Source organism: Streptomyces sp. NPDC054975 (assembly GCF_053609105.1).
Window position 1 is genome coordinate 1 of record NZ_JBSGWV010000021.1, and the last position, 12,634, is coordinate 12,634.

The window sequence follows — 12,634 nt, forward strand, 5'->3', positions numbered from 1 at the left end:
GCCGAGATCGCCGTGCGGGGCCCTTTCCGTATGCCGTCAGTGCTCGATGCCCTCTTCGAGCTTCTGGCCCTTCAGGAGGAACCAGGCCGCGACCGCTGTCGCGAGGAGGACGGCCGCGCCGACTCCCGCCGCGATGTTCAGTCCGTCGACGAAGGCCTCCTGGGCCGTGGCCACCAGGGCGTTCGCCGAGTCGGGGGCGAGGCCGGCGGAGGCCTCGACCGCGCCGCCGAGGGACTCGTGCGCCGCCGCTGCGGCGTCCGGGGTGACGCCCGCCGGGGTCACGAAGCCCTGGTAGACGCCGGTGACGATCGAGCCGAGGAGCGCGATGCCGAGCGCCGCGCCCAGTTCGTACGCGGTCTCGGAGACCGCGGAGGCCGAACCCGCCTGCTCCTTGGGCACGCTGGAGAGGATCACGTCCGCCGTGACGGTGAACGAGAACCCCGCGCCGAGGCCGACGACGAGGAGGGCGACGCCGAGCAGCGGGTAGCCGGTCTCCTTGTGGATCACGGTGATGACGGCGAGGGCGAGCCCGATCGCCGCGAGACCGCCGGCCACCACACCTCGTACGGAGAACCGCCGGGCGTACCGGCCCGCGACCAGACCGGTGACCACCGCGCCGATGGCGGCGGGCAGTTCGGCGAGACCGGCCTCCAGCGGCTCACGGCCCTGGACGAGCTGGAGGAACTGGGAGAGGAAGAAGACCAGTCCGGACAGCCCGAAGACAGTGAGCAGGTCGGCGAGGACCGCGCCGGAGAAGCCCCGGTGCTTGAAGAGCCGCATGTCGAGGAGGGGTGCGGTCAGCCGGTGCTGACGGCGTACGAAGGCCCACAGCGCGCCGGCGCCGATGACGACGGCGGCTGCGATCTCCCAGGACAGGCCGTGGGAGGCGGCTTCCTTGACGGCGTAGACCACGCCGATGACGCCGACGAGCGAGAGTCCGACGCTGACCAGGTCCCAGGGGCCGGCGACCGGGTTCTTGGACTCGGGCAGCAGCTTGATGCCGACGAGGACCAGGACGGCCATGACGGGCAGGTTGATGAGGAAGACCGAGCCCCAGTAGAAGTGCTGGAGCAGCGCTCCGCCGACGACCGGGCCGACGGCCGCGCCGGCCGAGGCGGTGGCGCCCCAGATGCCGATGGCGAGGCTGCGCTCCTTGGGGTCGTGGAAGATGTTCCGGATCAGCGCGAGGGTCGACGGCATCAGCGTGGCACCGGCGACGCCGAGGAGCGCGCGGGCGACGATCATCATCTCGGGGCTGGTGGCGTACGCGTTGAGCACCGAGACGGCGCCGAAGGCGGTCGCGCCGATCAGGAGCAGCTTCTTGCGGCCGATCCGGTCGCCGAGGGAGCCCATGGAGACGAGGAGTCCGGCGATGACGAAGGAGTAGATGTCGCCGATCCAGAGCAGCTGGGTGCCGGTCGGCTTCAGGTCCTCGCTGAGGGCGGGCGTCGCCAGGCCCAGTACGGTGGCGTCGACGGCGACCAGCAGCACGGCGAGGACGAGAACGGAGAGGGCGAGCCAGCGGCCGGGGCTCTTCACCTCGGTCTCTGTCGTCGGGTTCAGTTGGCGGGTGCCGCTCATTTCTCCACGCTCCGTCGTGCGCCACCGAGCAGCAGCTCGGTGATCATGTATTGGAAGTCCTTGGCCGCGACCCGGCCGTCCATGACGGCCCAGGCGCAGGACGAGGCGAGGCCGTACAGGGCCTCGGTGAGCCACGCGGGGCTCAGGTCGATCCGGAAGGTGCCCTCTTCCTGGCCGCGTCGGAAGAGGTCGCTGACGCGTGCGTCGAGCCGGGCCCAGCCCTCGTTGACGTGATCGCCCTCGAAGAGCTGGTTCTCAGTGACGAGGAAGGCCAGCAGCTGGGCGTTGGGCTCGAATTCGGCGACGAGTCGCCGCATGGCCTCGTCGGCCGGGCCCTCGTCGAGGTTCGCGGCGCCGAGGGCGGCCTCGAACTCCTCGATACCCATCGCCTCCAGCGCCCTGACCAGCGCGTCCCGCCCGGCGAAGTGCCGATGCAGCGTCGCCCGCCCGATGCCCGCGGCCCGGGCGACCTCGTCCATGGTGGCGGTCGACTTCCGGGAGAGCAGGGCGGCGGCGGCGCGGAGCACCTGGGTGCGATCGACTGACATGAGACAACCATACACCGAATGAGACGTAGCTGTCTCATTAGATAAATCGACGCCTCATTCGGGGCGCGGAGGGAATGCTGCGCCGGGGCTCGGACCGCCGGAGCTTGCGGTTCGCCGACTGGCCCCAGGTACACGAAAAGGCCCCTCTCGGGGCCTTCGCTCGCCGCCGCCCTGTCTGCTGGGCGGCGGCGCTGTAGGGGATGCTGGGGTTACTGCTTGGCGGTGGACCAGGCGTGTTGGATCACCAGGTCCGCCTTGACCTCGACCAGTTGGGCGGCGACCGCCGAGGGGGCCGTGCCGCCGCGGCCGTTACGGGAGGCGAGGGCGCCCGGGACGTTGAGGACCGTGCGGACCTCCGGGGTGAGGTGCTCGGAGATCTTGGCGAACTGGTCGTCCGTGAGCTCGTCCAGCTCCTTGCCCTCCGCCTCGGCGACCTTCACGCACTCGCCGGCCACCTCGTGCGCCACCCGGAACGGCACGCCCTGCTTGACCAGCCACTCGGCGATGTCGGTCGCGAGCGAGAAGCCGGCCGGGGCCAGCTCCTCCATGCGCTCCCGGTTGACGGTGAGGGTCGCCATCATGCCGGTGAAGGCGGGCAGCAGGACCTCCAGCTGGTCGCAGGAGTCGAAGACCGGCTCCTTGTCCTCCTGGAGGTCGCGGTTGTAGGCGAGCGGGAGGGCCTTGAGGGTGGCCATGAGGCCGCTCAGGTTGCCGATGAGGCGGCCCGACTTGCCGCGCGCCAGCTCCGCGATGTCCGGGTTCTTCTTCTGCGGCATGATCGACGAGCCGGTGGAGAAGGCGTCGTGCAGGGTCACGAAGGAGAACTCCTTCGTGTTCCAGATGATGATCTCCTCCGCGATACGGGAGAGGTTGACCCCGATCATCGCGGTGATGAAGGCGAACTCGGCGACGAAGTCGCGCGAGGCCGTGCCGTCGATGGAGTTGCCCGCCGAGCCCCGCTCGAAGCCCAGGTCCTTGGCGACCGCCTCCGGGTCGAGCCCGAGGGAGGAGCCGGCGAGGGCGCCGGAGCCGTACGGCGAGACCGCGGTGCGGGTGTCCCACTGCCGCAGCCGCTCCGCGTCCCGGGAGAGGGACTGGACGTGGGCGAGGACGTGGTGGGCGAAGAGCACGGGCTGCGCGTGCTGGAGGTGGGTCCGGCCCGGCATGGCGACGTCCGCGTGGGCCTCGGCGAGGCCGACGAGCGCGTCCTGGAGGTCGGCGATCAGGCCGCCGATGATCCGCGCGTGGTCACGCAGGTACATCCGGAAGAGGGTGGCGACCTGGTCGTTGCGGGACCGGCCGGCACGCAGCTTGCCGCCGAGGTCGGGGCCGAGGCGCTCCAGGAGGCCCCGCTCCAGGGCGGTGTGGACGTCCTCGTCGGCGATCGTGCCGACGAAGGACCCGTCGGTGACGTCGGCTTCGAGCTGGTCGAGGCCGGCCAGCATGCGCGTCAGCTCGTCCTGGTCGAGCAGTCCGGCCTTGTGGAGCACGCGCGCGTGGGCGCGGGAACCGGCGATGTCGTACGGCGCGAGGCGCCAGTCGAAGTGGACCGACGCGGACAGCTTCGCCAGGGCCTCGGCCGGGCCGTCGGCGAAACGGCCGCCCCAGAGCCGGACGTCACCGTTGTTGCTGCTCACAGCTACTGCTCCTCAAGAGGGTGGACGAACAGGCCGCCTCCCCGGTCCCGTGGTGGGGAGGCGGCTGTGGAACGAGTCGTGGTTACGCGAGGTCACGCCGGGCGGCGATCTTCGCGGAGAGGGCGAAGATGTCGATGAAGCCCTGGGCCTTGGACTGGTCGAAGGTGTCGCCCGAGTCGTAGGTCGCGAGGTTGAAGTCGTACAGCGACTTCTCGGACCTCCGGCCGGTGACGACGGCGCGGCCACCGTGCAGGGTCATCCGGATGTCGCCGGTGACGTGCTGGTTGGCCTCTTCGATGAAGCCGTCCAGCGCGCGCTTGAGCGGGGAGAACCAGAGGCCGTCGTAGACGAGTTCGCCCCAGCGCTGCTCGACCTGCCGCTTGTAGCGGGCGAGTTCGCGCTCGACGGTGACGTTCTCCAGCTCCTGGTGGGCGGTGATCAGGGCGATCGCGCCCGGAGCCTCGTACACCTCGCGGGACTTGATGCCGACGAGCCGGTCCTCGACCATGTCGATCCGGCCGACGCCCTGGGCTCCGGCGCGCTCGTTGAGCTGCTGGATCGCCTGGAGGACGGTGACGGGCCTGCCGTCGATCGCGACCGGGACGCCCGCCTTGAAGGAGACGACGACCTCGTCCGGCTCGCGCGGGGTGGCCGGGTTGGAGGTGTACTCGTAGATGTCCTCGATCGGCCCGTTCCAGATGTCCTCCAGGAACCCGGTCTCGACGGCGCGCCCGAAGACGTTCTGGTCGATGGAGTACGGGGACTTCTTGGTGGTCGCGATCGGCAGGTCCGCCTTCTCCGCGAAGGCGATGGCCTTGTCGCGGGTCATGGCGTAGTCCCGGACCGGGGCGATGCAGGTCAGGTCGGGGCCGAGGGCCTGGATGCCGGCCTCGAAGCGGACCTGGTCGTTGCCCTTGCCGGTGCAGCCGTGGGCGACGATCCCGGCGCCGTGCTTCCGGGCGGCGGCGACGAGGTGCTTGACGATGGCGGGCCGGGAGAGGGCGGAGACGAGGGGGTAGCGGTCCATGTAGAGGGCGTTGGCCTTGATCGCCGGGAGGCAGTACTCCTCGGCGAACTCGTCCTTGGCGTCCGCGACCTCGGCCTCGACGGCCCCGCAGGCGAGAGCGCGCTTGCGGATGACGTCCAGGTCCTCGCCGCCCTGACCGACGTCCACGGCGACCGCGATGACCTCGGCGCCCGTCTCCTCGGCGATCCAGCCGATGGCGACGGAGGTGTCCAGGCCACCGGAGTAGGCGAGTACGACACGCTCGGTCACGGGTTCCTCCTTACCTTGCAAGCACTGATGGGTATAACTATGCGGTCCTCCGTATGTTTTGTCAATCGAGTGGAAAACGGCTGGTCGGAGCCCGGTGACTGCGCGGAGACCGGGCCAAGGAGCTGCTGGAGGACCCTCGGCTGGGTCCGTGCCGCGATGTCGGCCGGGCCTGGTGGGCCGTCGGCCGCATGCCGAGAGCGGGCGCAGGAGATGCCCGGCCTGATGGAACGTCACAGCGGGGCCCTTGCGGAGTCGGCCCCCTCCTGGCTCCGCACGGACGTTCGGAGACAATGCACCCATGGGAAAAACGTACGAACGCATCGACGGACGACTCCGCGCATTCATCGAGGCCCAGCCCCTTTTCTTCACCGCCACCGCCCCGCTCGACGCCGACGGCACCGTCAACCTCTCGCCCAAAGGGCTGACCGGATCGTTCGCCGTCATCGACGAACGGACCGTCGCCTACCTGGACTTCGCCGGGTCCACCGCCGAGACCGTCGCGCATCTGCGCGAGAACGGCCGCATCACGCTCATGTGGTGCGCCTTCCAGGGGCCGCCGAACATCGTGCGGGTGCACGGTCGCGGCGAGCCGGTCTTCCGGGACGACCCGCGGTGGGAGGGCCTCATGGCGCACTTCCCGGGCATCGACGTCACGGACCACGGGCTGCGCGCGATCATCGTCGTCACGGCCGACGTGATCCGGGACTCCTGCGGGTACGCCGTGCCGTTCATGACGTACGACGAGGACCGCGACCTGCACGGGAGGCGGTTCGCGCGCGAGGACGACGCCTCGCTGAGCGCGTACTTCGAGAAGAAGGACCACATCGCCGAAAGCCTCGACGGGCTGCCGGGGCTGCCGCTCCCGCTCCCGCCGCTCCCCCGGCCGTAGGTCCGGGTGCGTAGCCGGCGGCGGCCGGTCCCCTTGGGTACCGGCCGCCGCCCGAGCGACTAGCGGTCGTTCTGGGCCAGCCGGAGCAGGTGGTCGGCGAGGGCCTGGCCGCCCACCGGGTCGCGGGAGATCAGCAGCAGCGTGTCGTCCCCCGCGATCGTCCCGAGGATGGCGTGGAGTTCGGCCTGGTCGATGGCCGAGGCGAGGAACTGGGCCGCGCCCGGCGGGGTCCGCAGGACCACCAGGTTGGCGGAGGCCTCGGCGGAGATCAGCAGTTCGCCGGAGAGGCGCCGCATGCGCTCCTCCTTGGCGGACTCGCCGAGCGGCGCCTGCGGGGTGCGGAACCCGCCCTCGCTGGGCACCGCGTAGATGAGCTCGCCGCCCGTGTTGCGGATCTTCACCGCGCCGAGCTCGTCGAGGTCACGGGAGAGCGTCGCCTGGGTGACGCTCAGCCCGTCGTCCGCGAGGAGCTTGGCGAGCTGGCTCTGCGAGCGCACCGGCTGCCGGTTGAGGATGTCGACGATCCTGCGGTGGCGTGCGGTCCGGGTCTGCGGAACGGACGGGCCTCCGTGCTCGGTTTCCTGCGCGTCGGTCATCGTCGTCTCATTCTCCGGTTCGTCCTTCCCCGTTCACCGCTCCGTCGAGGACACCGGGCAGCGCTGCCAGGAACGCGTCCACCTCCGTGTCGGTGATGATCAGTGCCGGCATGAGCCGTACGACATCGGGGGCGGGCGCGTTCACGAGAAGTCCGGCGTCCTGAGCCGCCTGCTGCACCTGGGGCGCGAGGGACTCGGTGAGCACGATACCCAGCAGGAGGCCCGCACCACGGACATGGGAGACCAGAGGGTGGTTCAGACCCTCGATTCCGCTCCGCAGCTTCTCGCCCAGCCGCTTGACCTCGTCGAGGGTTCCGTCCGCCGCGAGGGTGTCGATCACGGCCAGTCCGGCGGCGCAGGCGACCGGGTTCCCACCGAAGGTCGTGCCGTGGTGACCGGGCTTGAAGAGCTCGGCCGCCGGGCCGAAGGCGACGGTCGCGCCGAGCGGCAGCCCGCCGCCGAGGCCCTTGGCGAGGGTCACGATGTCCGGGTCGACCCCGTCGTGGCCCTGGTACTCGAACCAGTGGCCGGTGCGGCCGATGCCCGTCTGGACCTCGTCGAGGACGAGGAGGGTGCCGGTGGCGCGGGTGATCTCGCGGGCGGCCTGGAGGTAGCCGGCGGGCGGTACGACCACGCCGTTCTCGCCCTGGATCGGCTCGATGATCAGCAGCGCGGTCTCCTCGGTGACCGCGGCGCGCAGCGCCTCGACGTCTCCGTACGGCACGTGCGTGACATCGCCGGGCAGCGGCAGGAACGGGGTCTGCTTGCCGGGCTGGCCGGTGAGGGCGAGCGAGCCCATGGTCCGGCCGTGGAAGCCGCCCTGGGTGGCGACCATGTGGGTACGGCCGGTCAGCCGGCCGATCTTGAAGGCGCCTTCGTTGGCCTCGGCGCCGGAGTTGCAGAAGAAGACCCGGCCCGGCCGGCCGAAGAGCTGCAGGAGCCGCTCGGCGAGCGCGACGGGCGGCTCGGCGACGAAGAGGTTGGAGACATGGCCGAGGGAGGCGATCTGCCGCGACACGGCCTCGACGATCGCCGGGTGGGCGTGGCCGAGCGCGTTGACCGCGATGCCGCCGACGAGGTCGAGGTACGCGGTTCCGTCCGCGTCCCAGACCTTCACGCCCTCGCCGCGCACGAGGGACAGCTTCGGCGTGCCGTAGTTGTCCATCAGCGAGCCCTGCCACCGCTGAGTCAGTTCCGCGTTGCTCATGCCCCGTCCCCCGTGGTCTGGTCGGGCACGACCATCGTGCCGATGCCCGAGTCGGTGAAGATCTCCAGCAGGATCGAGTGCTGGACGCGGCCGTCGATCACACGGGCCGTGGTGACCCCGTTCCGTACGGCGTGCAGACAGCCCTCCATCTTGGGGACCATCCCGCTGGAGAGCTCGGGCAGGAGCTTCTCCAGCTGGCTCGCGGTGAGCCGGCTGATGACCTCGTCGCTGTTCGGCCAGTCCTCGTAGAGGCCCTCGACGTCGGTCAGGACCATCAGGGTCTCGGCGTCCAGCGCCGCAGCGAGAGCCGCAGCCGCCGTATCAGCATTGACGTTGTAGACATGTCCGTCGTCCTCGGAGCGGGCGATGGAGGAGATGACCGGGATCCGGCCGTCCTCCAGGAGCGCCTCGATGGCGCCGGTGTCGATGGCGGTGATCTCGCCGACCCGGCCGATGTCGACCTGCTCGCCCTCGATCACCGGCTGGTGCTTGGTGGCCGTGATGGTGTGGGCGTCCTCGCCGGTCATTCCGACGGCGAACGGGCCGTGCTGGTTGAGCAGGCCGACGAGCTCGCGCTGGACCTGGCCGGCGAGCACCATCCGTACGACGTCCATGGCGTCCTCGGTGGTGACGCGCAGCCCGGCCTTGAACTCGCTGACGATGCCGTGCCGGTCGAGCGCGGCGCTGATCTGCGGGCCGCCGCCGTGCACGACGACCGGCTTGAGACCGGCGTGGCGCAGGAAGACGACGTCCTGGGCGAAGGCCGCCTTGAGCTCGTCGTCGATCATCGCGTTGCCACCGAACTTGATGACGACCGTCTTGCCGTGGTGACGGGTCAGCCACGGCAGCGCCTCGATGAGGATCTCGGCCTTGGGAAGCGCGGTGTGCTTACGGGTCGGGTTCTGGTCGGTCTTGTCGCTCATGACGAGTACGCGCTGTTCTCGTGGACGTAGTCGGCGGTGAGGTCGTTGGCCCAGATGACGGCCGTCTCGGAGCCGGCGGCGAGGTCGGCGGTGATGCTGACCTCGCGGTAACGCATGTCGACGAGGTCGCGGTCCTCGCCGACCGAGCCGTTCCGGCAGACCCAGACGCCGTTGATGGCGACGTTCAGCTGGTCGGGGTCGAAGGCGGCGCTGGTGGTGCCGATGGCGGAGAGCACTCGGCCCCAGTTGGGGTCCTCGCCGTGGATGGCGCACTTGAGGAGGTTGTTCCGGGCGATGGAGCGGCCCACCTCGACGGCGTCGTCCTCGGTCGCGGCGTTGATCACCTCGATACGGATGTCCTTGCTGGCACCTTCGGCGTCGCCGATGAGCTGGCGGGCGAGGTCCTGGCAGACGACGGTCACGGCCTCGGCGAAGTCCGTCTGGTCCGGGGTCGTTCCGGAGGCGCCGGAGGCCAGGAGGAGGACGGTGTCGTTGGTGGACATGCAGCCGTCGGAGTCGACGCGGTCGAAGGTGACCTTGGTGGACTGCCGCAGGGCGGTGTCGAGGTCCTTGCAGTCGACGTCGGCGTCGGTGGTGAGGACGACGAGCATGGTGGCGAGGCCGGGGGCGAGCATGCCCGCGCCCTTGGCCATGCCGCCGACCGTCCAGCCGTCCCGGGTGACGACGGAGGTCTTGTGGACGGAGTCCGTCGTCATGATGGCGATGGCGGCCTTCTCGCCGCCGTGCTCGGAGAGTTCGCCCGCCGCCTTCTCGACGCCGGGCAGGACCTTGTCCATGGGGAGCAGAAGACCGATGAGACCGGTGGAGGCGACGGCGACCTCACCGGCGCCGACGTCCGTGCCCGCCAGGCCCTTCGCGGTGAGCACCTCGGCGACCTTCTCGGCCGTGGCGTGGGTGTCCTGGAAGCCCTGCGGGCCCGTACAGGCGTTGGCGCCGCCGGAGTTGAGGACGACGGCGGTCAGCTCGCCCGTGGTCAGCACCTGCTGGGACCAGAGCACCGGTGCGGCCTTGACGCGGTTGGAGGTGAAGACTCCCGCGGCGGCGCGGCGCGGCCCGGTGTTGACCACGAGGGCCAGGTCCGGGTTGCCGTTCTCCTTGATCCCGGCGGCGATGCCCGCTGCCGTGAATCCCTTCGCTGCGGTGACGCTCATGGAGCGACTCCAATCGTGGAAAGTCCGGTGTCCTCGGGGAGCCCGAGGGCGATGTTCATGCTCTGCACCGCGCCGCCGGCGGTGCCCTTGGTCAGGTTGTCGATGGCGCTGATCGCGATGATCCGGCCCGCGGCGACGTCGTGGGCGACCTGGATCTGAACGGCGTTGGAACCGTATACGGACGCCGTGGCGGGCCACTGCCCCTCGGGGAGCAGATGGACGAAGGGCTCGTCCGCGTAGGCCTTCTCGTACGCGGCGCGTACGGTCTGGGCGGTGACGCCGGGCTTCGCCTTGACGGAGCAGGTGGCGAGGATGCCGCGGGCCATGGGCGCGAGGGTCGGCGTGAAGGAGACACCGACGCGCTCGCCGGCCGCGGCGCTGAGGTTCTGGATCATCTCGGGGGTGTGCCGGTGGCCGCCGCCCACGCCGTACGGGGACATGGAGCCCATGACCTCGCTGCCGAGCAGGTGCGGCTTGAGGGCCTTGCCCGCGCCGGAGGTGCCGGTGGCGGCGACGATCACGGCTTCCGGCTCGGCGAGGCCGTTCTCGTACGCGGGGAGGAGCGCGAGGGAGACGGCGGTGGGGTAGCAACCGGGTACCGCGATGCGCTTGGACCCCTCCAGCGCGGCGCGGGCACCCGGCAGTTCCGGGAGACCGTAGGGCCAGGTGCCGGCGTGCGGGGACCCGTAGAAGGTCTCCCAGTCGGCGGAGTTCTCGAGCCGGAAGTCCGCGCCCATGTCGACGACGAGGACGTCCGGGCCGAGCTGCTCGGCCACGGCGGCGGACTGCCCGTGCGGGAGCGCGAGGAAGACGACGTCGTGACCGGCCAGCGACTCGGCGGTGGTCGGCGCGAGGACGCGGTCGGCGAGCGGGAGCAGGTGCGGCTGAAGGCCGCCGAGCCGCTGACCGGCGTTGGAGTGGCCGGTCAGGGTGCCGATCTCGACGTGGGGGTGGGCGAGGAGGAGACGCAGGAGCTCTCCGCCCGCGTATCCGCTCGCACCCGCCACTGCTGCTCGTACCGTCATCAGAACCCTCCTCATCGATGGCATGACTATACGTGTCGCCGCAGTTTTATGCAAAGACGCATGATCGCATCGGTTCGCATCGGTCGGGTGGGGCCGGGCCTCCTGCTGTCAGGGTGGGAGTCGAAAGGAGGCCTCGTGATCTCGGCACTCAACCAGCTCGTCGCTCTCGTCGAGGAGAACCTCGCGGAGGAGCCCGACGTCGCCGGCCTGGCGGGGAGGCTCGGCACGACCGAGTACCACCTGCGCCGGATGTTCTCGTCCCTGGCCGGCATGCCGCTGTCGGAGTACGTGCGCCGGCGGCGCATGACCGTTGCCGCCGCCGACGTCGTCCGGGGCGAGGGGGATCTGCTGAGCATCGCGGTCCGCCACGGCTACGGCTCCGGTGAAGCGTTCGGACGTGCGTTCCGGGCGGTCCACGGCGCCGGCCCCGGTGACGTACGTCGCGACGGAGGCCCCTTGCGCACACAACCGCAGCTCAGGTTCCGCCTGACCGTCGAAGGGAGCATCCCCATGGACACCCGCATCGTCGACCGACCCGCGTTCCGGCTGGTCGGACACGCCACCCGGGTCCCGCTCATCCACCAGGGCGTCAACCCGCACATCCAGGAGCACATCGCCGCACTGCCGCAGGAGGAGCACCTGAGGCTGAAGACCCTCGGCGACACCGAACCGGGAGGCCTGCTGCAGGTGAGCGACGACCTCGATCCCGACGGCACGGAGGGCAGCGAACTGACGTACCTCCACGGAGTCGCGGTAGGCCGGGACACACCCGCCCCGGACGATCTCGACGCCATCGAGGTGCCGGACGGGATGTGGGCGGTCTTCCGTACCAGCGGACCGCACCCGCAGGCCCTGCAGACGGCCTGGGCGGCGACCGCGACCGACTGGTTCCCCTCCAACCCCTGGCGGCTGCGACCGGGACCCTCGATCGTCGCCACCCTCGAGCGCGCGGACGACTTCACGACCGCGACCTGCGAGCTGTGGCTGCCCGTCGAACCGGCGTGACGCACCACCGAACGCGGTGAGCGCGCGCGCTTCTATCTCCAACCTGCGTTGTTCGTAGCATGGGCAGGTGGAACACATCGACGCGATCGCAATGTTGCAGGACCCGGTACGGCGCCGCCTGTACGAGTACGTGGCGGCACAGGGCCGCGAGGTCGGCCGGAACGAGGCCGCCGAGGCGGCCGGGGTGGCGCGCACGCTGGCCGCGCACCATCTGGACCGGCTGACCGAGGCCGGACTCCTGGAGAGCGGCAGCAGGCGGCTGACCGGGCGCTCGGGGCCGGGGGCCGGCCGTCCCGCCAAGGTGTACACGCGGGCGACGGCCGAGTGGTCGGTGGCACTGCCCGCCCGCGACTACCGCACCGCCGCCGAGCTGCTCGCCGAGGCCGCCGAGCAGGCCGGGCTCGACGCCGGGCTCTGCGCGGCCGCCCGCCGCCGAGGTGAGGCCCTGCGCGGCTCGGCGGCGCCCTGCGGCGACCTCGACGAGGCCATGAAGGCGCTGGCCGAGCGCGGGTACGAACCGCACCTGGAAGGCGCGGAGAGCCTGGACCCCGAGGGACCCGCGCCCGTCGTACGGATGCGCAACTGCCCCTTCCACGCCGTCGCAGAACGCTTCCCGCCCCTCGTCTGCGGCATGAACCTCGCCCTGCTGGAAGGGCTGCTCGGCACGGACGGCCCCGTCCGCGCCCGCATGGACGCCCGGCCTGGCGAATGCTGCGTCGTCGTCGAGACCTCTAAAAACAACGGTGATTGACATAGAAAAGCGGGACGTGCTGGG

At 70.7% G+C, this 12,634-nt stretch carries 12 protein-coding genes; 3 read left to right on the top strand and 9 right to left on the bottom strand.

The window, feature by feature from the left end; translation table 11 throughout:
• Window positions 1-36: 36 nt before the first annotated feature.
• From ACWF79_RS19780 to ACWF79_RS19795, 4 genes are all read right to left on the bottom strand, one after another.
• Window positions 37-1,581: an MFS transporter gene (locus tag ACWF79_RS19780; protein WP_453729398.1), complete on the bottom strand. Its 1,545-nt coding sequence runs from the start codon at window positions 1,579-1,581 to the stop codon at window positions 37-39.
• Complete coding sequence (locus tag ACWF79_RS19785; RefSeq protein WP_453729399.1) at window positions 1,578-2,129, bottom strand: TetR/AcrR family transcriptional regulator; 552 nt, start codon at window positions 2,127-2,129, stop codon at window positions 1,578-1,580. Before ACWF79_RS19785 ends, ACWF79_RS19780 begins: the two co-directional genes overlap by 4 nt.
• Before the next feature lie 209 nt (window positions 2,130-2,338).
• A complete protein-coding gene (argH, locus tag ACWF79_RS19790) occupies window positions 2,339-3,766 on the bottom strand; it encodes an argininosuccinate lyase (protein WP_453729400.1) in 1,428 nt (475 codons plus the stop codon).
• Window positions 3,767-3,848: 82 nt separating this feature from the next.
• A complete protein-coding gene (locus ACWF79_RS19795) occupies window positions 3,849-5,042 on the bottom strand; it encodes an argininosuccinate synthase (RefSeq protein ID WP_453729401.1) in 1,194 nt (397 codons plus the stop codon).
• Between the two features lie 298 nt (window positions 5,043-5,340).
• Between ACWF79_RS19795 and ACWF79_RS19800 the strand changes: the two genes are divergently transcribed.
• Window positions 5,341-5,931, top strand: coding sequence for a pyridoxamine 5'-phosphate oxidase family protein (locus ACWF79_RS19800; RefSeq protein ID WP_453729402.1), 591 nt, complete (start codon window positions 5,341-5,343; stop codon window positions 5,929-5,931).
• Window positions 5,932-5,990: 59 nt separating this feature from the next.
• Here ACWF79_RS19800 and ACWF79_RS19805 read toward each other — a convergent pair whose 3' ends face one another.
• The 5 genes from ACWF79_RS19805 to argC are packed head-to-tail and all read right to left on the bottom strand — an operon-like array spanning window position 5,991 to window position 10,854.
• Window positions 5,991-6,527, bottom strand: a complete 537-nt coding sequence (locus tag ACWF79_RS19805; protein ID WP_453729403.1) for an arginine repressor — start codon at window positions 6,525-6,527, stop codon at window positions 5,991-5,993.
• Between the two features lie 7 nt (window positions 6,528-6,534).
• Entirely contained in the window at window positions 6,535-7,734 is a 1,200-nt protein-coding gene (locus ACWF79_RS19810) for an acetylornithine transaminase (protein WP_453729404.1), read from the bottom strand.
• Window positions 7,731-8,657, bottom strand: coding sequence for an acetylglutamate kinase (argB, locus tag ACWF79_RS19815; RefSeq protein ID WP_453729405.1), 927 nt, complete (start codon window positions 8,655-8,657; stop codon window positions 7,731-7,733). The genes ACWF79_RS19810 and argB overlap by 4 nt, the downstream gene beginning before the upstream one ends.
• Window positions 8,654-9,829 (bottom strand): bifunctional glutamate N-acetyltransferase/amino-acid acetyltransferase ArgJ, encoded by a 1,176-nt coding sequence (gene argJ / locus ACWF79_RS19820; protein ID WP_453729406.1) that lies wholly within the window; start codon window positions 9,827-9,829, stop codon window positions 8,654-8,656. Before argJ ends, argB begins: the two co-directional genes overlap by 4 nt.
• Entirely contained in the window at window positions 9,826-10,854 is a 1,029-nt protein-coding gene (gene argC / locus ACWF79_RS19825) for an N-acetyl-gamma-glutamyl-phosphate reductase (protein WP_453729407.1), read from the bottom strand. The genes argJ and argC overlap by 4 nt, the downstream gene beginning before the upstream one ends.
• A 135-nt stretch (window positions 10,855-10,989) precedes the next feature.
• Between argC and ACWF79_RS19830 the strand changes: the two genes are divergently transcribed.
• A complete protein-coding gene (locus ACWF79_RS19830; RefSeq protein ID WP_453729408.1) occupies window positions 10,990-11,859 on the top strand; it encodes an AraC family transcriptional regulator in 870 nt (289 codons plus the stop codon).
• Window positions 11,860-11,926: 67 nt separating this feature from the next.
• On the top strand, window positions 11,927-12,610 hold the full coding sequence (locus ACWF79_RS19835) for a helix-turn-helix transcriptional regulator (protein ID WP_453729409.1): 684 nt from the start codon (window positions 11,927-11,929) through the stop codon (window positions 12,608-12,610).
• The last annotated feature ends 24 nt before the right edge of the window (window positions 12,611-12,634 follow it).